Genomic DNA, 22848 nt, shown 5'->3' with positions numbered 1-22848 from the left:
GACGGTCACCCCTCGTCGGGCTTGACCAACGGGAACGGCAGCGATTCGCGGATCGACTGGCCGGTGATCAGCATGACGACGCGGTCGACGCCGACACCGAGCCCGCCGGTGGGCGGCATCGCGTATTCGAGTGCCTCGAGGAAGTCCTCGTCGAGTTCCATCGCCTCCGGATCGCCGTCGGCGGCCAGGATCGATTGCGCCGTCAGCCGTTTGCGTTGTTCGACCGGATCGGTGAGTTCGGTGTAGGCGGTGCCGAGTTCGACGCCCCAGGCGACGAGATCCCACCGTTCGGCGACGCCCGCGCGGCTGCGGTGCGCACGCGTCAGCGGCGAGGTCGAGGTGGGGAAGTCGATGTAGAACGTCGGGAACGTCGTGCGGTCCTCACCGAGGTGCTCGTACAGTTCGAGCACCAGTGCCCCCGCATCCCAGTCGGGGCGGTGAGCGATCTCCAGCCGATCACAGATCCGACGCAGGTCGTCGGCGCTGGTCTCCGGTGCGATCTCCTCACCGGCACCCTCGGAGACCACCTCGTGCACGGTCTTGACCGGCCAGTCGCCGGAGATGTCGATGCGCTCGACGGTGCCGTCGTCGCCGGTCCGGTAGATCACCGGCTCACCGTGCGCCGCGGTCGCGGCGAACTGGATCATCTCCCGGGTCAGATCGAGCATCTTCAGGTAATCACTGTGCGCCTCATAGGCTTCGAGGCTGGTGAACTCGGGGTTGTGGCTGAAGTCGACGCCTTCGTTGCGGAAGTTCCGCCCGATCTCGTAGACCTTCTCCACCCCACCGACACAGAGTCGCTTGAGATACAGCTCGGGTGCGATACGCAGATACAAATCGAGGTTGTAGGCGTTGATGTGCGTCTGGAACGGGGTGGCGTTGGCGCCGCCGTGGATTCGCTGCAGGATCGGCGTCTCCACCTCCAGGAAGTCGCGTGCGGCGAGGAAGTCGCGCAGCGCCTTGACGACGACGCTGCGGGTCTTGAGCAGGTCCCGGCTGCGGGCGTTGGTCGCCAGATCCAGATAGCGTTGGCGCACACGGGCTTCCGGGTCGGTCAGACCGGCCCACTTGTCGGGCAGCGGGCGCAGGCATTTGCCGTTGATCCGCCACGCGTCGATCAGCACCGACAGTTCGCCCTTGCGGCTCTCGCCGAGCATGCCACGCACCTCGACGAGATCACCGAGGTCCACGTCGGAGCCGAAATCCGGTGTGCCCGGAATGATCCGGGAGTCCTCGATGAGCAGCTGCACCTGTCCCGACCAGTCGTGGAGGTCGGCGAAGATCACCTTGCCGAAGTCGCGCAACCGGGTGATCCGGCCGGCGATGGTGACCTGGGTGCCCTGCGGCAGTTCCCGGGCCGCGGCGATGGTGTGGGTGGGCGCGTCGGCCGGCGGGTACGGGTCGAAGCCCTCGGCGACGAGCCGTTCGAGCTTGGCCATCCGCACCCGGACCTGCTCGGGCCGATGCACGGTGACCGCCTGTTGATCGGCCTCCTCGGCGAACTGCGCGACGAGCGCATCGACGTCGATTCCCGGCGGCACCGAGGGCTCGCCGGCTTCGTACTGTTCCTTGCGGCCGAAGCGCGGTAGGCGCACGAAGCCCTCGGTGACGATGCTCGCCAGCCCCGCGCGCGGGAGCATGCGGGCGTCCTCGAAGCACAGGTATCGCGGCTGCCAGTCCGGCAGGTACTTCGCGTTGGAGCGGTAGAGCGACTCCATCTGGAAGAACCGTGAGCCGAACATCAATGCCGAGTAGCTCGCCCGCATCACCGGGCCGGCGCCGATCTGCCCGCCGTGCTCGAAGAAGGCGCGGAAGGTCGCGAAGTTCAGGGAGATGTCGGTGACGCCGACCTGTTCGGCACGCTGGCACAGCTCGACGACCATCGTCTCCACCACGCCGTTGACGCCGTTGCGGTCGCGGCGCATCAGGTCGAGCGACACCCCTCGCCGCCCCCACGGGACGAAGGACAGCAGGCCGATGACCTTCTCGTCGTCGGTGCCCTCGTTCTGGATCGCCTCGACGAGCAGGCAGTTGCCGTCGGCGGGATCACCGAGACGCGAGAGCGCCATCGCGAAGCCGCGTTCCTCGTCGGTGTCGCGCCACGCGTCGGCGCGGGCAACCGCCTCGGCCATCTGTGCGTCCGACAATTCACTGTGCCGCCGGATTCGTACCGTGACCCCGGCCCGCCGGTTACGGGTGACCGCCTGGCGCACGCTCTTCATCGCCGGTCCCGACAGCGTGAAGTCGCGGGTGTGGATGATCGCCTCGTCACCGATGTTGAGCGTGCCGAAGCCGGCGGCGTCGTAGGCCTCGGCGCCACGCTCGCTGGCACCCATCGCCGCCGGATGCCAGCCGTACCGCTCGCACAGGGTCAGGAACTCCGCGATCGCCCCCGACCACGAGTCCGGGTCGCCTATCGGATCACCGCCGGCCAGTCCGACGCCGAGTTCGACGCGATAGGTGATCGCCGCCCGACCGTCGAGCGAGAACACCACGGCCTTGTCGCGACGGGTGGAGAAGTAGGCCAGCGAATCGTCGTCGCCGAACCGGTCGATGAGCGCGCGGATCAGTCGTTCGTCCTCCGCGGTCATCAGCGATTTGAGCCGCTGCGACCGGAACAGCACGATCGCGGCGGCAATCAGGGCGACGGCTCCGAACAGTCCCAGCAACCCGTTGATCCACGGGTGGGTGTGATGGCCGTCGAAGGTGCGCTGATCGATGGTCGCGAAGGCGACGACGCGGTTGAAGGCGTACGGCAGACGCTCCCCCGACTCCAGGCTGCCGGGCACCAGCACCACCAGACCCCAGCCCAGCATGGTGGCGACCACCAGCCCGGTGATCAGCACACCGAGCGCCCGGAGCAACGCGGCGCGGCGGACCCGGGTGTAGAACTGCCGGAACGTGAGAACCAGGAAGAACAGGATGGCCACCTGTATCGCCAGCCCGACCCCGGTGTTGATCCGCTCGGTGCGGGTCATATCCAGGTCGGAGCCGATGGCCGGGATCAGCAGCAGTGCGTTGGTGAGCATGAACAGCACCAGCAGGATGACGCAGATCCACCAGGCGATGCGTTTGCGGGCGGCGAGCGCGATCGCCACCAACGCCAGCACATAGGCCCACGCGAAGCTCGTCTCGGGCATCGCGACGATGTAGTTGTCGACGTAGTCGCGAGGTACGTGAATCCAATGCCGGAAGAACGGAAAGATACTCGACGCCAACGCAATTGCCGCCATGACACCCACGACGGTGCCGGCGATCCGTGGCGCGTTGTGCCCGAAACCCCGGGGATGCCGGATCTGGTCGAGCAGATCCGCCGAACGGCGTTCGGCCGCTGTCCGATCCGGCGGCACCGATCCGTGCTGCTTCTCGTCGTCGGGGGCCTGCTGCACTCCGGTCTCGACCACCATGACAGACAACCTTAGTGCGCGGTTCGGCTCGCCGGGAACGCTTGCCGTCTGCCAGGATGACGGTGTGTTCGACGTTGCGATCAGTGATCAGGTCATCCGGCTCGGCCAGTTCCTGAAACTGGCCAACCTCATCGACTCCGGCGCGGAGGCCAAGGAGGTCATCGCCGACGGATTGGTCTGCGTCAACGGCGACGTGGAGACCCGACGCGGCCGTCAGCTCGTGGTCGGCGACGTCGTCGAATTGGGCGGGCAGTCCGCGCGTGTCTCGGCCGGATGAATCCCACCGACCGGGGCCAACGGCAGCGGCCCGCTCCGGCTCAACCGTGGAGTCGATTCAGCCGTGGAGTCGACGGAGCTCGGCAGCGGTGATCAGTCGCTCGGCCTCGGCCGGGAACATTCGTGCCTGACGGCGGGGCCGTCGGATGGACAGCGCCCCGAGCCGGGCGGGTCGACGGGGCCCGTGGAGTGTCTCAGCCAACTTCATGACTCAACGCTTCCCTGAATCAATACAACGGATACTAACTTTGTCTTACTGTAGCGGCGGTTCTCGAACTCGCAACCGCACCCGTGTACGTCGATGATGACACGGAGATCGTTACCGCCCTGGTAGCGACGCGCGACCCGGTGACCTGCGGGAAATCACCACGTGTCGAAGATCACGCCAGCCCGGCGAGGTAGTCGTGCGCCCATTGCACCGCCGTCACGCCCGGCTTGACCTGGTACGTCGCATAGTCGCCGTGCGATCCGGACTGGATGAACTTGTTGAATTCGATGATCTGCTCGCGCGCCCGCGCGTTGCTCAGCTCCTGAACGATCCGCCCCGGGCCGCCCTGGGTGAGCATCTCGTTGACGATCGCCGCCGCCTCGAGCTGGTACTGCCCGTACTGGCTGGGCGTCGGATCGCTTGTCTCGGCGAGGTAGCCGACAACGCGCGTGACGTAGTAGTCGCGCGGGGTGTTGCAGTAGAGATCACTCGGCACGCAGATCTGGCGGGTGACCGGCGTCAGCCATCCCATGCCGCCGATACGGGGTCCGCCACTGCCCTGGCCGGTCAGCGGGGGTCCCACCAGAGGATCCTTCGACGAACGACGCGGATCGGCGAGGAGCACCACCCCGGCGACCTGCTGCGGACGCACCCGCTCGGTGCCCGCGCCGACCTCGGAGGCGAAGTCGCCCGCGGCGTCGGCGCCCTGGCTGTACCCGGTCAGCGCGATCTTGGTGGCCGGGCAGCTTCGCAGCATGGTGACCGCGAGGCCGGTGACGTTCGAGACCGCCTGCGCCTTGGACTTGCCGTAGATCGCCTTCTCCCAGGGGAATGCGGTCGCGTCATAGCGCACGTAGGCGACCTGGGTGTCGGCGCCGAGACCGGAGGTCACGTCACCGAGCAGTCCGGGTCCGTCGGCCCACGTGCCCGGCACCGCGATGACATAGAGCCGCGGGCAGTCGGCGGCGTGCGCCGTGCCACCCGTCGCGACCGCGCCGATCGCAGCGATGAGCAGGGTCAGGACCATCACGAACAGCTTGCGCACGAGCGCCTCCCCTTCAATCGTGGCCATCCGTCCGGGTCCTGCAGAACCGGCGACCACCGACCAATACCCGAACGAGTTTAGGACCGGGGAGACGGTCCGCAAACCCTTCGGCGACGAAATACCGGTGAACGACACCGCCTATCGGACAAAGGAGCCATGCTGTGGTCAACGTCTCGCGCACCTTCACCGTCGACCGTCCCCGCGACGAGGTCGTCACCTATCTCCGCGACTTCGCCAACGCGGAGCAATGGGATCCGGGAACCGTCGAATGCACGCAAAACACCCGGGGCCCAATCGGTCTCGGCACCAGCTGGCATAACAAGACCAAGCTGTACGGCATCTCCACCGAGCTCACCTACGAACTCACCCGCGACGACCCCGACCACCTCGTGTTCACCGGTTCCAACAAGACCGCCACGACGACCGACGACCTCTCGTTCACCGACGCCGGGAACGGCCGCACCTCGATCACCTATGCCGCGACCGTCGATTTCCAGCGGTTCGGCGCCATCGCCGAACCGATCTTCGGGGTCATCTTCAACCGTCTCGCCGACTCGGTGCCCAAGGAGATGACCAAGGCCCTCGAAGGCCGGTCGAACTGATCGCCGCCGAGCTGATCACCACCGATTGAGCACGCCCTCCGCAGACGACTCGACCGGTGACCGGCGCCCCAGGCGGGGCCGCCGACCACCGGTCGTCGTGATCGTTGCGCCTCAGCGCTGGGCGACCTGAGTGGGGTAAATCGGAGCGGGCAGATCGGTGCGGCCGGCGAGATACTGATCGGCGGCCGCCGCGGCCGAACGACCCTCGGCGATCGCCCACACGATCAGCGACTGACCGCGGCCGGCGTCGCCGGCGACGAAGACGTTCTCCTGGCCGACGGCCCGGAACTCGTCGTCCCGCTTGATGTTTCCGCGCTGGTCGTATTCGACGCCGAGCTTGTCGAGCAGGTCGGCGCGTTCGGGTCCGACGAAGCCCATCGCCAGCAGCACCAGGTCGCACTCGAGCTCGAAGTCACTGCCCTCGACCTTTTCGAAACGACCGTCACGCATGACCACCTCGTGCGCCTTGAGGCCGGTGACCTTGCCGTTCTCGCCGACGAACATCTCGGTGTTGACCGAGAACACCCGCTCGCCACCCTCCTCGTGGGCCGAGGAGACGCGGTACATCAGCGGGTAGGTCGGCCACGGGGTGGACTCGGCGCGCTCCTGCGGCGGGCGCGGCATGATCTCGAATTGGTGCACGATCTCGGCGCCCTGACGCAGCGAGGTACCGAGGCAGTCGGCGCCGGTGTCGCCGCCGCCGATGATGACGACCTTCTTGCCCTTCGCGGTGATCTGGCCGTCGACGGTGTCGCCGAGCTGTACGCGGTTGGCCTGCGGCAGGAACTCCATCGCCTGGTGGATGCCGTCGAGTTCGCGGCCCTCGATCGGCAGATCGCGGCCGATGGTCGAGCCCATCGCCAGGATGACGGCGTCGAAGTCCTCACGCAGTTGCGCGATGGTGATGTCGACCCCGACGTTGACACCGGTGCGGAACACCGTGCCCTCGGCCTTCATCTGCTCGAGACGACGGTCGATGTGGCGCTTCTCCATCTTGAATTCGGGGATGCCGTAGCGCAGCAGGCCGCCGATGCGGTCGGCCCGCTCGTAGACATAGACGGTGTGACCGGCGCGGGTGAGCTGCTGTGCGGCGGCCAGTCCCGCGGGCCCGGACCCGACGACGGCGATGTTCTTGCCGGTGTGCTCGGTCGGCAGTACCGGGGTGACCAGTCCACTGTCCCAGGCGTTGTCGATCAGCTCGACCTCCACCTGCTTGATGGTGACCGGCGGCTGATTGATGCCGAGGACGCACGACGCCTCGCACGGCGCCGGGCACAACCGTCCGGTGAACTCCGGGAAGTTGTTGGTGGCGTGCAGACGTTCGATCCCGTCGTCCCACCGATCCTTGTACACCAGGTCATTCCACTCGGGAATGAGATTGCCCAGCGGACAACCGTTGTGGCAGAACGGGATACCGCAGTCCATGCACCGGCTGGCCTGGCTCTGCAGGTGGTCCTTGCTGAAGTCGGTGTAGACCTCTTTCCAGTCGAGCAGGCGCAGGTCGACCGGACGACGGTCGGGCAGCTCCCGCTCGGTGTGCTTGAGGAATCCTCTGGGGTCAGCCACGTGCGGCCTCCATGATCGCTTCGTTCACGTCTCGTCCATCTCGCTCGGCGTCCGCGGCGGCTGCCAGCACACGCTTGAAGTCGCGCGGCATCACCTTGGCGAACTGTGTCTGCGTGGTCTCCCACTGCTCGATCAGTGCTGCGGCAACCGGTGATTCGGTTTCGTCGCGGTGCTCGGTGATGATGCCCGCGAGGAACTCGAGATCCTCGTCATCGAGCGGTTCGAGTTCGACGAGCTCGGGATTGAGGTTGTCGGCGAAGTTCTGCTGCGGGTCATACACATAGGCGATCCCGCCGGACATGCCCGCGGCAAAGTTGCGTCCGGTGCCGCCGAGGACAACCACACGACCGCCCGTCATGTACTCGCAACCATGGTCGCCGACGCCCTCGACGACCGCGGTGGCACCCGAGTTGCGCACGCAGAACCGCTCACCGACCACACCGCGCAAGAAGATCTTGCCCGCCGTCGCACCGAATCCGATGACGTTGCCGGCGATGATGTTCTCCTCGGCGACGAATCCGTCCGGGGCGTTGCGCGCCGGACGCACCACGATGCGCCCGCCCGAGAGTCCCTTGCCGACGAAGTCGTTGGCGTCGCCCTCGAGGCGCAGCGTGATGCCCTTGGGCACGAACGCACCGAAGCTGTTGCCCGCCGAGCCGGTGAAGTCGATCATGATCGTCCCGTCCGGGAGACCTTGCGCGCCATAGGCCTTGGTGACCTCGTGGCCGAGCATCGTGCCGACGGTGCGGTTCACGTTGGTGATCTTCGACGAGAAGCTCACCCGGGTTCCGTGGTCGATCGCCTCCCGGCTCTGCGCGATCAGCTGCTGATCGAGCGCCTTGTCGAGACCGTGATCCTGCACGCCGGAGCAGTACAGGTCCTGGTTCATGAACGGCGACTCGGTCTCGGCGAGCACCGAGGACAGGTCGAGCTTGCCGGCCTTCGCCGAACCCCAGTGCGACAGCGCCTTTCCGGTGTCGAGGGCCTCGACGTGGCCGACCGCCTCCTGCAGGGTGCGGAAGCCCAGACGGGCCAGCAACTCGCGGACCTCCTCGGCGATGAAGAGGAAGAAGTTCTCCACGAACTCCGGCTTGCCGGTGAAACGCTCACGCAGCAACGGATTCTGGGTGGCCACACCCACCGGGCAGGTGTCGAGGTGGCACACGCGCATCATGATGCAACCCGACACCACCAGTGGTGCGGTGGCGAACCCGAATTCCTCGGCGCCAAGCAGCGCGGCGACCACCACGTCGCGTCCGGTCTTGAGCTGGCCGTCGACCTGTACCGAGATGCGATCGCGAAGACCGTTGAGCAGCAACGTCTGCTGGGTCTCGGCCAGACCGATCTCCCACGGCGCACCCGCATGCTTGAGCGAGGTGAGCGGCGAGGCGCCGGTTCCGCCGTCGTGTCCGGAGATGAGCACGACGTCGGCGTGTGCCTTGGACACACCCGCGGCGACGGTGCCCACACCGATCTCGCTGACGAGCTTGACGTGGATGCGCGCCTGCGGGTTCGCGTTCTTCAGGTCGTGGATCAGCTGGGCCAGATCCTCGATCGAGTAGATGTCGTGGTGCGGCGGCGGCGAGATCAGCCCGACACCGGGAGTGGAGCCACGCACCTCGGCGACCCACGGGTACACCTTGTGCGGCGGCAACTGGCCACCCTCGCCGGGCTTGGCGCCCTGCGCCATCTTGATCTGGATGTCGGTGCAGTTGCTCAGGTAGTGCGAGTGCACACCGAAACGGCCCGACGCGACCTGCTTGATCGCGCTGCGGCGCCAGTCACCGTTCTCGTCGTGGTGGAAGCGACGCGGATCCTCGCCGCCCTCACCGGAATTCGAGCGTCCACCGAGACGGTTCATCGCGATCGCCAGGGTCTCGTGCGCCTCGGCCGAGATCGAGCCGAAGCTCATCGCACCCGTCGAGAATCGCTTGACGATGTCGCGTGCCGATTCGACCTTGTCGATCGGGATCGGGTCACGGTCACCGAAGTTGAAGTCGAACAGACCGCGCAGCGTCGCGAGCTTGCGCGACTGGTCGTCGACGAGCTTGGTGTATTCCTTGAACACCTTGTACTGACCGGTGCGCGTCGAATGCTGGAGCTTGAACACCGTGTCCGGGTTGAACAGGTGGTACTCGCCCTCACGGCGCCACTGGTATTCACCGCCGACCGGCAGTTCACGGTGGGCCCGCTCGCTGGGACGGTCGTTGAACGCCAACGCATGCCGGGCGGCGACGTCGGCGGCGATCTCGTCGAGACCAATTCCGCCGAGCTGGCTGCGCAGCCCCGTGAAGAACTCGTCGACGGTGTCCTGGTTGATGCCGATGACCTGGAACAGCTGGGCGCCGGTGTAGGAGGCGAGGGTGGAGATACCCATCTTGCTCATCACCTTGAGCACGCCCTTGCTCGCGGCCTTGATGTAGTTGGCGCGGGCGGTCTCGAAGTCGACGTCACCCAGCGCGCCCCGCTCGACCATGTCCTCGATCGACTCGAAGGCCATGTACGGATTGACCGCCGCCGCACCGAATCCCACGAGAGTGGCGACGTGGTGGACCTCGCGGCAGTCACCGGACTCGATGATCAGGCCGACGCGGGTGCGCTTGCGCTCGCGCACCAGGTGGTGGTGCACGGCCGCGGTCAGCAGCAGCGACGGGATCGGGGCCAGGGTCTCATCGGATTCGCGGTCGCTCAGGATGATCAGGTTCACCCCGTCGGCAATCGCAGCGCTGACCTTGGCGCGGACCTCGTCGAGAGCCGCACGCAGACCGGCACCGCCCTCGGCGACCGGGTACAGGCCGTGGATGTGGGCGCTGCGGAAGTCCGGCAGGTTCGGGTCGTCGTTGATCCGGACGAGCTTGGCGAGGTGGTCGTTGTCGAGAACCGGTGTCGGCAGGACGATCTGCCGGCACGACTGCGAGCTCGGATGCAGCAGATCGGCCTCAGAACCAATGGTCCCGCCGATCGCGGTGACGATCTCCTCGCGGATCGCGTCCAGCGGCGGGTTGGTGACCTGGGCGAACATCTGCTGGAAGTAGTCGAACAGCATCCGCGGCCGGGCCGAGAGCACCGCGATCGGGGTGTCGGTGCCCATCGAGCCGATCGCCTCGGCACCGGTGCGCGCCATCGGCGCCACCAGCAGGTCGAGCTCCTCGGTGGTGTACCCGAAGGTCAACTGCCGCAGGGTGACCCGGTGATGCGACATGTGCTGGTGCGGCAACGCCTTGACGTTGTCGATGTGCACCAGACCCTTGTCGAGCCACTCCTGGTACGGGTGCTCGGCGGCGAGCTGATCCTTGATCTCCTCGTCGTCGACGATGCGGCCGGCGGCGGTGTCCACCAGGAACATCCGGCCGGGCTGCAGCCGCATCTTCTGCACGACGTCGGCGTGGTCGATGTCGAGGACGCCGACCTCCGAGGCCATCACGACCAGGCCGTCCTTGGTGACCCAGATCCGGCTGGGGCGCAAGCCGTTACGGTCGAGGACGGCGCCGACGACGGTGCCGTCGGTGAAGCAGACCGAGGCCGGTCCGTCCCACGGCTCCATCAGCGTGGCGTGGTACTCGTAGAACGCCTTGTGCTCGGGCTTCATCGACTCGTGACGCTCCCAGGCCTCCGGGATCATCATCAGCACCGCGTGCGGCAGGCTGCGGCCACCGAGGTGCAGCATCTCGAGGACCTCGTCGAACCGCGCGGTGTCCGACGCGCCCGGCGTGCACACCGGGAAGATCTTCTGCGAGACGTCGTCACCGAACAACTCGGTGTCGATGAGCGCCTCACGGGCCCGCATCCAGTTCTCGTTACCGGTGACGGTGTTGATCTCGCCGTTGTGGGCGACGCGCCGGAACGGATGCGCCAGCGGCCACGACGGGAAGGTGTTGGTGGAGAAGCGCGAGTGCACCAGGCCCAGTGCGCTCTCGACCCGCGAGTCCTGCAGGTCCAGATAGAACTCGCGCAGCTGCGGGGTGGTCAGCATGCCCTTGTAGACGAAGGTCTTGCCGGACAGGCTCGGGAAGTACACGGTCTCGCGGCCCGGGCCGTCGGCGCCCGCACCCTTGGTGCCGAGTTCGTTCTGGACGCGCTTGCGCACCACGAAGGCCCGGCGTTCGATCACCATGCCGTCGGGATCGGGCGTGCCCTCGGGCAGCGCGATGAACACCTGGCGGAAGGTCGGCATCGCGTCGCGGGCGAGTGCGCCGAGACCGTTCTCGTTGACCGGCACCTCGCGCCAGCCGAGCATCCGCAGCCCCTCGGCCTCGACGATCTTCTCGACCGATTCGCACGCCTCGGCGGCGTCCTTGGAGCCCTGCGGCAGGAAGGCGATACCGGTGGCGTAGCCGCCCTCGGCGGGCAGCTCGAAGTCGACGACCTCACGCAGGAAGCGGTCGGGAACCTGGATCATGATGCCGGCGCCGTCACCGGTGTTCGGTTCGGCACCCGCGGCTCCGCGGTGCTCGAGGTTGATCAGCGCGGTGATGGCCTTGTCCACGATGTCCCGGCTGCGTCGACCGTGCATGTCGACGACGAAGGCGACACCGCAGGCGTCGTGCTCGTGGATGGGGTCGTACAGCCCTGTGGGACCAGGAGCATGCTTCATAATCTGCCTCACTTCGCGCGCGACGTTGCGCACCGATTGACCCGTATACGTCTGTGCGGACGCGACACCGTCACCTGTGCCCTCGGAAGAACCGAAACCATGGGCTGACCTGGTTCTTCCGACGATCCGACGGTGGCGTCCCCGAGGTCAGCGCCGTTGCTGACACCTGGACCCGGCAGTCGTTGCCAGGCAGGAACCACCCTGCTCGCTAAGCATTGTCAGGTATTTTCTCACGCGCGGTGCCCAGTATCGAAATCCGGCTACCACATCGACGCCGACGTCGCAGCGTATGGCGCACAACGAGTGTGTCCGTGGTCCCGCCGCCGACAGCGCTCTATCTCCTCGCCGACAGCGCCCTTCTCCTCGTCGACAGCGCTCTTCTCACCGCCCACAGCGCCCTCCTCCATGCCGACAGCGTCTTTCTCCATGCCGACAGCGCCTTTCTCCTCGCTGACAGCGCTCTCCCCGACGCCGAGAGCGCTCTTCTCACCACCGACAGCGCTTTCCCTACGCCGACAGCGCCCAATTCGCTCATGCCGGGCCGCCCGTCGTCCTACTGTCGATTTCGTGAACGCCGCCGCCCCTGAACTGTCCGATCCTGCGGGACCCCCGCACCCCGCCACCCACATCGGTCCGGGTTCACGCCGGTCGCACGCACTCAACAGCTATCTGAGCCGGGTCAGCCGACCGCTGATGGCGGCCACCCGCTACGGCCCGTCGCCACTGGCGGTCCGGCTGCTGCGGGCCACGCGGCCGGGCGTGAACCGCTCGCTGGCTGCGATGTGCCCGGTCCCGGTGGGCACCGCGGTGCTCCCGATCGCCACCCGTCACGGCGACGGCCAGGTGCGCGGCGAGTGGGTGGGCACAGTCGACGCCCACGGCCCCGGCCTCACCCGCGGGCGTGATCGGCCGATCATCTATTACCTGCACGGCTCGGGGTACGTGGTGTGTTCGCCGCGCACGCATCGGGGTCTGGTCGCGCGGTTGAGCAGGCAGACCGGATTCCTCGCGTTCAGCCTCGACTATCGCCTCGGTCCCGAATACCGGTGGCCGACCGGAGGGGACGACACCATCCGCGGCTATCACTGGCTGCTCGACCAGGGCATCGACGCCGACCGGATCGTCGTGGCCGGGGATTCGGCGGGCGGTCATCTCGCGTTGGATCTGCTCGCCGACAATCACCGGACCGGCACCCCGCAACCCAGCGCCATGGTGCTGTTCTCCCCGCTCTACGATCCCAGCTTCGCCACCGCCGTCGCACACGAACGCTCAGGGGCGCGCGATCCGATCATCGATGCCGTTGCGGCGCAGAAGATCCTGCGCCTCTACACCGGCGACGCCGATCCCGACCACCCCCGGATGCGCATCCCGCTCGACGACGGGATCACGTTGCCGCGCACTCTGATCCAGTACGGCGGCCTCGAGGTGATGGGTCAGGACGCCCGCGACTACCACCAGGCACTGGTGCGCGCCGGCGCAGACGCACAGATCGAGGCCTGGCGCGGACAGGGCCACGTCTTCCAGATGTTCGGCCGACTCACGCCCGACGCCCGCCCGGCTGTCCGACGCGCCACCGCATTCCTGACCGAATCCGTGACCGCACTCTGAAATCCTCTCCCCCACATCGATTCCCGTCAGGAGCGACCATGTCCGACATCGACGACCTCATGTCCCGCCTACCCATGTCCGAGATCGCCGGTCGGCTCGGTGTCGACGAGGCGACCGCCCACTCGGCGGTGGCACAGGCGCTTCCGGCGTTGGTCGGCGGTCTCGAACACCACGCCGGTGACGAGCAGGGCGCTCGGAACATCACCGGGGCTCTCGCCCAACACGACAACGATCTCGCGCAGGGCCAGATCAGCCTCGGCGACGTCGACACCGCCGACGGCGAGAAGATCGTCTCGCACATCTTCGGCAACAAGACCGGGAACGTCGCGTCGGCGGTCAGTGGTCAGGTGCCCGCTGCGGCCGTCGATCAGGGGCTGATCCAGAAGCTCCTTCCGATCCTCGCGCCCATCGTGATGAGCTACCTGGCGTCGAAGTTACTCAAGGGCGGAGAGGGCCGATCCGGTGGCGGTGCAGGGGATCTCGGATCGATCCTCGGCGGCGCGCTGGGTGGCGGCGCGGGCGGCGGCCTCGGCTCCATCCTGGGCGGCGTGCTCGGCGGTGGCGGCAAGGGAGGCGGTCTCGGCGATCTGCTGGGCGGAATCCTGGGCGGCCGCAAGTAGTTCCGGCAGCCGCATGTGGCTGTGATCGGGCGCAGCGCAAGGGGCCCAGCGCGCAGTGCCAACTCCTCAGCCCACCGACCCCCGCTCCGACCCGGAGCCTTGTCGATCAGGCGCGCGGGCGAGCCTGCGGTCGAGCGGGACCTGCCACTCGAGGTCTATCTGTTGGTCCAGCGCCGCAAGACGTTCGGTGATCGGTGGCAGCTGATCGGCCGGGCAGCGGCGCGCGAGTGTCTCGTACAGCGCGCGCAGACGTCGGTGGACCTGCGCCTGCCCGTGACTGTGTCGGCGGATCTCGTCGGTGCCGATGGCGACGTAGTCGGCCCAGCTCCGTCGGTACCCACCGACCAGGGTGGCTCGTGTGGAGAGCAGGTCCGCACGCACGCGGGGCGCCAGCATCAGCAGCAGATCCTCGGTGTGGTCGAGCGCGAGGACGACAGTGCTCGGGTCGTTGCCCGCACTGGAGATCGCCTTGAGGGCGATGTCGGAGATCGATTGCAGCGCAGCCGCGGGGCTCACCGACGGTTGGTGGATATCCCCGAAGAGTAAGCAGCGCAACACCTTGTGGGCGGCGATCGAGTCGCGGTGCTCACCGCTGACGGCGATCACCCCGACGTCGTGCGGGACGTGATCGCCCACGGCGACCAGCAGGTCGAATCGCACGTTCCCGGAAACGGCGTATCGCTGTAATTTCGCGACGTTGACCGCCAGCAGCACCCGGCCGCGGGTCGCGGTCTCCTTGAGGTGGATGATGCGCCGCGCATCGTCGGGATGCCCGGAGTCCACGGCGGGTGGGCCGACGGGTACCACAGCGGCGTGCGTAGCGTGTTCCGGAACCTCCTCTGCAACAACCTCCTCTGCGGCAACCTCCCCTGCGGCAACCTCGCCGGGAAACTGGCGGCGGATCGCCGAGCGGCCGTCTGCGGCGATCCAGCGCATGAGTTGCGCGGAGTTGAGGACGGTGCCGACCTTGGCCACCAGCGCGATGAACAGGAAGGCCGAGACGACGGTCAGCAGTGCGGCGATCGCCGTCGACACCCCGGGCGTGGTGTCGTCGGGTTCGGCCAGCGCCAGGTCCATCGCCACCATCACACTGAACACGAAGGTGGCCAGGAAGAACCCGATCGACCAGCGCATCACCGGCTCGCGTTGCAGCCGAGGGATGACACGCACCGAGATCTGCGACGCCCCGAACTGCATCGCCAGGGTGACCGCGGTGAACACCAGACCGGTCAGCGTGGCCATTGCTCCCGCGATGACCCCCAACACCGTGGCCAAGGTCCCCGAATCCACCTGCAGCCCCAGCGATTCGTCGAGGGTGATGCACAGGATCGCGGCAATCACCGCCAGCACCACCAGGATCACCGGCAGACGCCAGGTCGGCACCGCCCGCAGTTCGCGACGGGTCCGTCGCCATCGGGTGGCTGTCGCCACCGCATTGGGGGCGGCCACCTTCGGCGGCAGCGCAGCCGGGGTCACCGGGAGCACGGGCGGGAGATCGGGGACGCCGAAGCGGCCGGCGAGCGCCTCCTGGACCACGATCTTCCAGCGGATCAGCGGCTCTCGATAGCGGATCTCACGGCGGATCGCCTTGTCGAGCTTGCCCTCTTTACCTCCGTAGAACCAGCGCGCCCACGGTGATCGGGGCCGGGCCACGCGAAAGGTCCCGAACAGCAACAGGAACGGGATGAACATCCCGATCAGCCCGGTCCACAGCTTGCCCTTCATCAGGGTGATCACCGCCAGCACCACATTGGCGGTGACGATCACCGCGGCAACGATCCGGGTACCCGGGTCGGGGCCGGCGGCGATCTCGGTGGCCGCATCGGAGAAGCCGAGCGGCCGTAACCCGAGGAGAAACAGCACCCCGATCGCGATCGCGACGAAGACCGCGTCGACCGACGAGCGGCCTTCCTTCTCCCAGTACACGTCTCGCAGATGCAGGATCAGCGCAAACTCGTCGAGCACCAACGCGCAACCGATCCCGAAGATCGCCGCGAGCACACAGTCGGCGATCGGGGTGTCGAAGCGCGAGAGCGCCACCAGACCGAACCCCGACAACAGCATCGCGATGACACCGAAGAACTCGTGATGCAGATGCATCCCGCCTGGCGTGACGTTGCCCGGCCACCAGCGCACCTGCGCGCGGATGAGCCGCACACTGATCCGGATGAACAGGAATGTCGCGATGAACGCGAGGAGGAACAGCAACAGCGGTAGACGACCGGTGGCCACGATGGCGTGGTCGAACCAGTGGGTCATCGTCGTGCCCTGTCTCGGTTGGCGTGTCGGTCTCGGGTACACCCGGGTCGATGCCGGTGAGCTTACCGCCGTGCCGGGTCCCGATTGCCGGACATCGTCGATCACGGCCCCGTCTCGCGCTATCGTGGACCCACTCACATGAGGTCGGGGGCCACGATGACGTCAGCACGTTCCGGTGCCGCACGCATTCGACTGGACGAGACATCGCTGCTGTGGCGTTTTCTCGCCGATCGACGGTTCGTGATGTCGATCTGCCGAGCGGTGTCATTGCAGATGTTGCACCCTTCGATCGCCGCGGCGACACACGAGTTCTCCATCGTTCCGCGCCGGGTGTTCGTGCACAAGCAACGCACGGTGCCGTGCATCATCCGGTCGGGGTATGACGCCGACTTCGACGAGGTGCGCCTCATCCGCTACAGCCACGACTCGTTTCGCGGACACCGACCGGACGGACGGGCGTATCACGCACTGAATCCGTCGGTGTTCTTCTTCGAGCACGCCACCTACGTGGATGCCCTGTTCACCTGTGTCGAGGTGTTCTTCGGTGGTCTCGACGCCGACGATGAGCGTCGGCTCTACGACGAGACCTGTGAGTGGTATCGGCGGTACGGGATATCGGCGCGCGAGATGCCCGCCTCGCTCGACGAGTTCGGCGACTACTTCACCCACGCGCTGGCCACCGAACTCGATCCGGTACCGGGCCTCGGCTGGTATCGGGATCAGTTGCCACGCCCGGATTATTGGCTGTTCCAACAACTTCCAACGCGGGCGATGCGGGCGATGCAGCATCCGGTCGCCGCGCAGATGTTGGGGATCACGGTCTCGGCGACCGACCGCCGGGCGCTCGCGCGCTTCGCCGGGCGTCTGCGGACTATGGACGCGGTGCGCCCGCGCCGCAACATCCATCCCGACGATTTGGCCGACAAGGTCCTCGCCGCCCGCCGCGGCGTTCAGACGATCGCGGCGAGACCGTAGAGCGCCGAATGCACGGCGATGTCGGTTTCCGAGCCGAGTTGTTGTGCGGCGGACAGTACTTCGACGGCGAGTCGACGCGCCGCGTCCGACGGTGCGGGTCGCTCGGTCTGCAATGTGATGCCGCGTACGTTGTGGCGCAGTTCCATCGGTGCCGCGCCCGGGCCCGTCGCCACGAACTCCCACTCCCCTGCACGTAGCACCGCCGGTTTCGCGGCACGGAGCAATCTGGCGGGTTGTTCGGCCTGATAGACGAGTCCGGGTACGTCGGCGAACGCGCCGATGGCCGTACGCGCGCCCGCCGGCGATGTCAGCACCGCGGCGAGAACCCTCGTCGCGGAATCGACGTCGAACTTCCCGGACTCTGGGATGGTCATGATCAGAAGGACAGGACCGGCGAGGGACGCACCGGGGTGGGCTCTCCGGTCCGCCGTACCGCGGTGCCGATCACGAAGAACTCCAATGTGTGTGGTCCCCACACCCATTCGGACACCGAGAACTGCACCCCGACGATGCCCGTGCCCCCGTCACGTTCGGCCTCGGCCTGCATGCGGGTCATCGCGAGCTCGCGTGCCTCATAGTAGGCCTGTGTCCACTGCGGCATCTCCACGTTGCGGCCCATCTGCTTGAGCGTCTGCATGAAGCCCTGCACCGCAACGTGATACACACAGTTACCCAAGGTGAATGCAACGGGCGCGTACCCAGCCTGCGAGAGTTTGAACAGGTCCTGACCCGACAGATGCGAGCTGAACGCCCGCCCGTCGGGACGACGATAGGCGCCGGGCTTCGCGGTGAACCGCACCGCGGTGCCGATCGCCAGGTATTCGATGTGTTCCGGCGAGGCGCCGTGAGGGCGCCATTCCAGTCGGACACCGACGATCCCATCGGCGTGCAGTGCGTCGGCCTCGGCCTGCATTCGCGCCATTGCGTTCTCGCGGACGTTGTACATCGCCGAGGTGAGCACCTGCATCTCCGTGCTCTGCCGGATCGACGCGGTCTGGATGCCGACGTGATACACCGACGTCCCCATCACCAGACCCAGCGGCTCGAATCCCGCCGATTCGAGTAGGACGAATTCGTCGATCGACAGATCCGAGGTGAAGAGCCGACCACTCTCGGCGAGCCGCGCACTCGCAACGGGGTCCAACGGAGCATTCACTGGCCTTACCTCCCTGATCACCTCGCGGGGAACTCACCCCACCACGCGAGTATGACACCATTGCGCCGCTCGGCCGATGGAGCTCGGTTGACCGAATTACCTTGCCCACCAGTCAATCCGAACCTATCGGATAAACCACCCGGATGTACCGGACCTCGAGACCTATTGCTCCGCTGCCGATCCCACACCACCCGCGGCATACTCTCCGACAAAAGCCCGAAACCGCTCGGCCGCCACCGGAAGTGGGCGCGGCCTAAACCAGGTCAACCCGATCTCACGTGTCTCACCCGCCAGCGGGACGAACACGACGTCGGCGACCCGGTTCGCATCGTCGACGGGGACCACACCCACGCCCAGACCCGCCCCGACCAGCCCGGCGATCGTTGCGAGCTCGGCCGACTCGAAGGTGATGGTCGGGGTGATGTCGGCCGCCGCACACAGTTCGTCGAAGATCCGGCGCATGCCGAATCCGTGTTGCATGACGATGAACTCCTCGTCGGCGGCCTCTGCCAGACCGATACCCGCCCGACCGGCGAAGCGATGCCCGCGCGGCACCACGAGTGCCAGATTCTGTTGCGCGATCGGCTGCCACGCCATGTCGGTCCGCATCGGCCGCGGCGCCACGATGGCCAGATCGGCGTCACCGGTCTCGATGTGCTCGACGACGGTGGCCACGGAGTCCTGCGCAAGGGTGAATCCCGCACCCGGATTGCGCTCGCGGAACGCCCGGATGAGCTGCGGCACGAGGGTGATGCCGAACGAATGCAGGAACGCCAGCCGAACCACACCGCGGGTCGGTCGTCGCATGTCGTCGATCTCGCGGCGCGCGGCGTCGAGTTGCGCGTGCGCACGTCGCGCCCGTTCGAGATACACGCGGCCGTAGGCGTTCAGCGCCAGTCGCCGGCCACGCCGATCGAACAGGGCAACGCCGATCTCTCGCTCGAGCCTGCCCACGAACCGTGACAGGGTCGGCTGCGAGACGGCGAGCCGCTCACCGGCCGCCGTCAGGTTCTCGGCCTCGGCAATGGTGATGAACCACTCGATCTCGTCATGCACCATGCCATGCTAGCTGCGCTTATTCAGTAATGAATAGACCAGTGCACAAAGATTCATTTTGAGCATGTGGAGAGTCGGCTCACGCTGGAACAGTGAGCACCACAGCAGACGGCATCGCCGCACCCGCGCTTCCCGAGACCCGTCACGCCCTCGGCTCGCCGGGCTATCGGCGCGCCACCGTCGCCCTGTTCGCGGCCGGTATGACGACGTTCATGGCTCTGTACTACGTGCAGGCCCTGCTCCCGCATCTGTCGGAGCACTTCGGGACATCGCCGACGACGTCGGCGCTCGCGATCTCACTGACCACCGGTTTCCTCGCGATCGCGATCATCCCGGCGAGTGTCGCGTCGGAGCGTTTCGGGCGCGTGCGGGTCATGGTGATCTCGGCGGTCGCTGCGTCAGCGATCGGCGTCGTGTTGCCGTGGTCGCCGTCGATCGAGATCCTGCTCGCCGGACGCGCCCTCCAAGGCGTTCTGTGCGCGGGGGTGCCTGCGGTGGCGATGGCCTATCTCGCCGAGGAGGTCGAGGGCCGCTCGTTGGGCACCGCGATGGGCCGCTACGTCGCGGGCACCACCATCGGCGGTCTCGTCGGCCGGCTCATCCCCGGGTTCGCCGTCGACGTGATGTCGTGGCAGTGGGCACTGGAGATCGCGTGTCTGGCCTCACTCGGTTTCGCGCTGCTCTTCTGGCGGACGATCCCGGCGTCCCGATTCTTCACCCCGCGTCGGGTATCCCCGTCGGCCACCGCGCGAAACCTCTTGTCACACCTCGCCGATCGCCGTTTACTGCCGCTGTTCTTCATCGGTTTCGTGTTGATGGGTGGCTTCGTGACGGTCTACAACTACCTCACCTATCGGCTGCTGCAGAGTCCGTTCGACCTCGGCGAGGCGGTGATCGCGTCGATCTTCTTCATGTACCTCGCCGGCACCACTTCCTCGGCGCTGGCCGGCCGGCTCGGCGACCGCATCGGCCGCCGTCCGGTGCTCGCCGCCTCGATCGTGGTGATGCTCACCGGCCTGGGAATCACTGTCCCCGAACATCTCTGGTCGGTACTGGTGGGCATGTTCCTGTTCACCGCGGGCTTCTTCGGGGCACACTCGGTGGCGAGCGGCGCGGTGTCGGCGCGGGCCACCACCCATCGCGCCGAGGCGTCGTCGTTGTACCTGTTCCACTACTACCTCGGCAGCTCCGTGGTGGGAGCCGTTGGCGGCCTGGTGTTCTCGTCGTTCGGCTGGAGCGGTGTCGCCATCTTCGTCGGTGTGCTGGGCATCACCGGCCTGGGACTGGCGATGATGCGGTCCGGGACCACCGACGACGAGACCGGGCAGGGCTGACGTCTGATTCCTCGCGGACCGGACGAGCTGGATGTCGTTTACGACGAGGTGGCCACAATCGTCCGTGAACGGTATCGCCGCCGACCTGCGACCGCGCGATCCCTCCCACTGTCAGCAATATGGCGCGACTGGCCACGGGACCTCACCGTGGTCGCCGTGGCCATCGGCGCTTCAATAGCTGAACGTGGTAGCGCCGTCGCCGATCCACTCCCAGAGCTGGACGGTGCCGCCCATCTCGGCGCCGGGGATGAAGGTGCCCGGGTCGAGTTTCTTGGAGTTCACGCAGATGGGGCAGACGAGGTAGCGGCCACCTGCCGTCTCGTAACGCTCCATCAGACTTTCCAGAGGCGGGCAACCAGCGCAGGCAGTGCCGACGGCTACCCCCTTCACCACCAGCCGGACCGCTTCCTTGGTGAGGAAAATCGTTGTGGGACGGCCGCTTTCCGCTGCGGCAACGGCGACGAGGAACGCCACGGTCACCTTCTCGGTGTCTTCGAGGCCGGTGGTCAGGCTGATGGCAGCCTTGTTCTCGTTCATGTCCGCTCCTTCGGTGTGTCAAGCGTTTTCGACACCACCGACGCTATTGCTCAACCTCCTCCCGACGAATCCGTGCCGACCGCCATGTCAGTGAGTCAATCGGTCGGGACGGTGGCGGACAATGCGGTGGTTCGACGACGCTCAGCCGCCCAACAGACGCGCGACGGCCGCCGCTCGCGCCGACCGTCCACGCAGGCCCAACTTGGTGTAAATACTGGTGAGATGCCGCTCCACGGTGCGCACCGAAATCGACAACTCCCGCGCGATCTGCGAGTTGTCGATACCGCGGCCGACAAGCCGAATGACATCGAGTTCACGGTGACTGAGACTGCGCACCGCGCTTGGCGTGTCAACCGCGGACACCGCATCGGCGGAGATGAACGATCGGATCTCATGGACCACATCGGTCCAGACCGGCTCGTCGGAAAGAGTGATGTGATTGTCACTGTCCAACGTCATCAGGCGGGCGCCCGCGATGCCGGTGGCGAGCTGTCGGCCCTCGGCGAAGGGATTGACTCGGTCGCCCCTCGCGTGAACGACCAAGGTCGGCTGTGTGATCGCCGGAAGCAACGCACGCACGTCGGCAATCCCCCGCTCGTATCGTGATCGTGTGGCGTTGTCGGCAGTCGTCGCCCGGGCCTGCAGGTCGTCGAGCCATGAGGCCTGTTCCTCGGTGGCCCCGGGGATCATCAGCTGGGTGAACACCCGCCGAAAAGTGCTGTCGGGCCGCGCCCATCCCACCTTGATCAGCTGTTGGAGCGTGCGTTCGAGTTCCATCTCGCCGTCATCGCGATCGATGGCGGCGTACGTGCCATAGAGAATCAGCCGGCTCACTCGCTCGGGACACCGTGCGGCGTAGGCGATCGCGACGGGACCGCCCTGAGACATGCCCAGGATCGCGCATCGGTTCAGACCGGCCGCTTCGATGACAGCGGCGAGATCGTCGACACGCGCGTCCAATCCGAAATCCTCGACGTCCCAGTCCGACATGCCAAAACCGCGCTCGTCATAACGGATCACCGTCGCGATCTGCCCCAGATCGATCAGGAAGTGCCGCCAGACCGGGCTCTGCCAATCGAATTCCAAATGGCTCAGCCAGCACGAGGCCAACAGCAGCGGCGGACCCGCGCCGTGCACGGCGTAGGCGATCCGAGTACCGTCCGCGCTGCGGCAGAATCGCGTGTCCCGGGTCGCCGAGTTCGACGTGGCCGTCGGCGCCATCAGTCGAGGATACCGGCTCGCACCTCACTTTTCTCCGCCCGCATCCAACGGTTCGGACCGACGCTTCGGTGTCCGCGGGGCAGGCAGAGGTACGGCCGGCCTTGCGGTGATCACCGGTCCGAGCAGCGTACTGCGATGACCACCCCACATGCCCCGACCTGAGATGCCGTAGCGCATGAGCACCATCGTCTTCGTCCACGCCCATCCAGACGACGAGGCCACGTCCACTGTAGGCAGCATGATCCGCGCCGCAGCAGAACTCGCCGCCGGATCGGCGTGGTGCTGATCGACCGTGATGATGTCTATCGTGGCTATGGCTGCTTGAGCCACTGGGTGACCGTGGCCTCGGTGACGTGTTCACCGAGGGCCGGCAACGGAATCGGC

At 66.8% G+C, this 22848-nt stretch carries 17 protein-coding genes; 6 read left to right on the top strand and 11 right to left on the bottom strand.

From position 1 onward, the window contains the following. Window positions 1–5: 5 nt before the first annotated feature. Window positions 6–3407, bottom strand: coding sequence for a bifunctional lysylphosphatidylglycerol synthetase/lysine--tRNA ligase LysX (gene lysX, locus J6U32_RS03785; RefSeq protein ID WP_208793615.1), 3402 nt, complete (start codon window positions 3405–3407; stop codon window positions 6–8). 64 nt (window positions 3408–3471) lie between these two features. On the opposite strand from lysX, the gene J6U32_RS03780 reads away from it, so the two are divergent. Continuing rightward, window positions 3472–3684, top strand: coding sequence for an RNA-binding S4 domain-containing protein (locus J6U32_RS03780; RefSeq protein WP_006369130.1), 213 nt, complete (start codon window positions 3472–3474; stop codon window positions 3682–3684). A 379-nt stretch (window positions 3685–4063) separates the two neighbouring features. On the opposite strand, the gene J6U32_RS03775 is transcribed toward J6U32_RS03780, so the two are convergent. Further along, window positions 4064–4963, bottom strand: a complete 900-nt coding sequence (locus tag J6U32_RS03775; protein WP_208793614.1) for a cutinase family protein — start codon at window positions 4961–4963, stop codon at window positions 4064–4066. 134 nt (window positions 4964–5097) lie between these two features. Here J6U32_RS03775 and J6U32_RS03770 point away from each other — a divergent pair, with 134 nt between their 5' ends. Then, window positions 5098–5538, top strand: coding sequence for an SRPBCC family protein (locus tag J6U32_RS03770; protein WP_208793613.1), 441 nt, complete (start codon window positions 5098–5100; stop codon window positions 5536–5538). Between the two features lie 111 nt (window positions 5539–5649). Here J6U32_RS03770 and J6U32_RS03765 read toward each other — a convergent pair whose 3' ends face one another. From J6U32_RS03765 to J6U32_RS03755, 3 genes are all read right to left on the bottom strand, one after another. Next, window positions 5650–7104, bottom strand: a complete 1455-nt coding sequence (locus J6U32_RS03765; protein ID WP_208793612.1) for a glutamate synthase subunit beta — start codon at window positions 7102–7104, stop codon at window positions 5650–5652. Further along, window positions 7097–11698: a glutamate synthase large subunit gene (gene gltB / locus J6U32_RS03760; RefSeq protein WP_208793611.1), complete on the bottom strand. Its 4602-nt coding sequence runs from the start codon at window positions 11696–11698 to the stop codon at window positions 7097–7099. Before gltB ends, J6U32_RS03765 begins: the two co-directional genes overlap by 8 nt. A gap of 334 nt (window positions 11699–12032) precedes the next feature. Further along, window positions 12033–12233 (bottom strand): hypothetical protein, encoded by a 201-nt coding sequence (locus J6U32_RS03755; protein WP_208793610.1) that lies wholly within the window; start codon window positions 12231–12233, stop codon window positions 12033–12035. A gap of 32 nt (window positions 12234–12265) precedes the next feature. Here J6U32_RS03755 and J6U32_RS03750 point away from each other — a divergent pair, with 32 nt between their 5' ends. After that, complete coding sequence (locus J6U32_RS03750) at window positions 12266–13306, top strand: alpha/beta hydrolase (protein WP_208793609.1); 1041 nt, start codon at window positions 12266–12268, stop codon at window positions 13304–13306. A 38-nt stretch (window positions 13307–13344) separates the two neighbouring features. Continuing rightward, complete coding sequence (locus J6U32_RS03745; RefSeq protein ID WP_208793608.1) at window positions 13345–13926, top strand: DUF937 domain-containing protein; 582 nt, start codon at window positions 13345–13347, stop codon at window positions 13924–13926. Between the two features lie 66 nt (window positions 13927–13992). Here J6U32_RS03745 and J6U32_RS03740 read toward each other — a convergent pair whose 3' ends face one another. Next, the gene (locus tag J6U32_RS03740; RefSeq protein ID WP_208793607.1) at window positions 13993–16185 is read right to left on the bottom strand and encodes a DUF2254 domain-containing protein; all 2193 of its coding nucleotides are present in this window, start codon (window positions 16183–16185) and stop codon (window positions 13993–13995) included. A gap of 156 nt (window positions 16186–16341) precedes the next feature. Between J6U32_RS03740 and J6U32_RS03735 the strand changes: the two genes are divergently transcribed. Next, the gene (locus J6U32_RS03735; protein ID WP_208793606.1) at window positions 16342–17160 is read left to right on the top strand and encodes an oxygenase MpaB family protein; all 819 of its coding nucleotides are present in this window, start codon (window positions 16342–16344) and stop codon (window positions 17158–17160) included. Here J6U32_RS03735 and J6U32_RS03730 read toward each other — a convergent pair. The 3 genes from J6U32_RS03730 to J6U32_RS03720 all read right to left on the bottom strand — a co-directional run bounded on the left by J6U32_RS03730 (window position 17136) and on the right by J6U32_RS03720 (window position 19375). After that, window positions 17136–17534, bottom strand: coding sequence for a hypothetical protein (locus J6U32_RS03730; RefSeq protein ID WP_208793605.1), 399 nt, complete (start codon window positions 17532–17534; stop codon window positions 17136–17138). The two genes, J6U32_RS03735 and J6U32_RS03730, sit on opposite strands and share 25 nt — an antisense overlap. A 2-nt stretch (window positions 17535–17536) precedes the next feature. Continuing rightward, complete coding sequence (locus J6U32_RS03725; protein ID WP_208793604.1) at window positions 17537–18316, bottom strand: heavy metal-binding domain-containing protein; 780 nt, start codon at window positions 18314–18316, stop codon at window positions 17537–17539. A gap of 162 nt (window positions 18317–18478) precedes the next feature. Continuing rightward, the gene (locus tag J6U32_RS03720; protein ID WP_208793603.1) at window positions 18479–19375 is read right to left on the bottom strand and encodes a LysR substrate-binding domain-containing protein; all 897 of its coding nucleotides are present in this window, start codon (window positions 19373–19375) and stop codon (window positions 18479–18481) included. An 89-nt stretch (window positions 19376–19464) separates the two neighbouring features. Here J6U32_RS03720 and J6U32_RS03715 point away from each other — a divergent pair, with 89 nt between their 5' ends. Continuing rightward, window positions 19465–20706: an MFS transporter gene (locus J6U32_RS03715; protein WP_208793602.1), complete on the top strand. Its 1242-nt coding sequence runs from the start codon at window positions 19465–19467 to the stop codon at window positions 20704–20706. Window positions 20707–20877: 171 nt separating this feature from the next. On the opposite strand, the gene J6U32_RS03710 is transcribed toward J6U32_RS03715, so the two are convergent. Next, the gene (locus tag J6U32_RS03710) at window positions 20878–21243 is read right to left on the bottom strand and encodes a DsrE family protein (protein ID WP_208793601.1); all 366 of its coding nucleotides are present in this window, start codon (window positions 21241–21243) and stop codon (window positions 20878–20880) included. 141 nt (window positions 21244–21384) lie between these two features. Continuing rightward, on the bottom strand, window positions 21385–22464 hold the full coding sequence (locus J6U32_RS03705; protein WP_208793600.1) for an alpha/beta fold hydrolase: 1080 nt from the start codon (window positions 22462–22464) through the stop codon (window positions 21385–21387). Between the last annotated feature and the right edge of the window lie 384 nt (window positions 22465–22848).

The sequence above is a fragment of the Gordonia polyisoprenivorans genome (assembly GCF_017654315.1).
Taxonomy (GTDB): Bacteria; Actinomycetota; Actinomycetes; order Mycobacteriales; family Mycobacteriaceae; genus Gordonia; species Gordonia polyisoprenivorans_A.
This window is presented reverse-complemented; position numbering and strand designations above follow the sequence as displayed.

What these genes read in the sequence shown, in the direction of transcription:
- lysX (WP_208793615.1), bottom strand. Translation starts at nt 3,407, where the DNA reads ATGGTGGTCGAGACCGGAGTGCAGCAGGCCCCCGACGACGAGAAGCAG.
- J6U32_RS03775 (WP_208793614.1), bottom strand. Translation starts at nt 4,963, where the DNA reads ATGGCCACGATTGAAGGGGAGGCGCTCGTGCGCAAGCTGTTCGTGATG.
- gltB (WP_208793611.1), bottom strand. Translation starts at nt 11,698, where the DNA reads ATGAAGCATGCTCCTGGTCCCACAGGGCTGTACGACCCCATCCACGAG.
- J6U32_RS03755 (WP_208793610.1), bottom strand. Translation starts at nt 12,233, where the DNA reads ATGAGCGAATTGGGCGCTGTCGGCGTAGGGAAAGCGCTGTCGGTGGTG.
- J6U32_RS03745 (WP_208793608.1), top strand. Translation starts at nt 13,345, where the DNA reads ATGTCCGACATCGACGACCTCATGTCCCGCCTACCCATGTCCGAGATC.
- J6U32_RS03740 (WP_208793607.1), bottom strand. Translation starts at nt 16,185, where the DNA reads ATGACCCACTGGTTCGACCACGCCATCGTGGCCACCGGTCGTCTACCG.
- J6U32_RS03735 (WP_208793606.1), top strand. Translation starts at nt 16,342, where the DNA reads ATGACGTCAGCACGTTCCGGTGCCGCACGCATTCGACTGGACGAGACA.
- J6U32_RS03730 (WP_208793605.1), bottom strand. Translation starts at nt 17,534, where the DNA reads ATGACCATCCCAGAGTCCGGGAAGTTCGACGTCGATTCCGCGACGAGG.
- J6U32_RS03720 (WP_208793603.1), bottom strand. Translation starts at nt 19,375, where the DNA reads ATGGTGCATGACGAGATCGAGTGGTTCATCACCATTGCCGAGGCCGAG.
- J6U32_RS03710 (WP_208793601.1), bottom strand. Translation starts at nt 21,243, where the DNA reads ATGAACGAGAACAAGGCTGCCATCAGCCTGACCACCGGCCTCGAAGAC.
- J6U32_RS03705 (WP_208793600.1), bottom strand. Translation starts at nt 22,464, where the DNA reads ATGGCGCCGACGGCCACGTCGAACTCGGCGACCCGGGACACGCGATTC.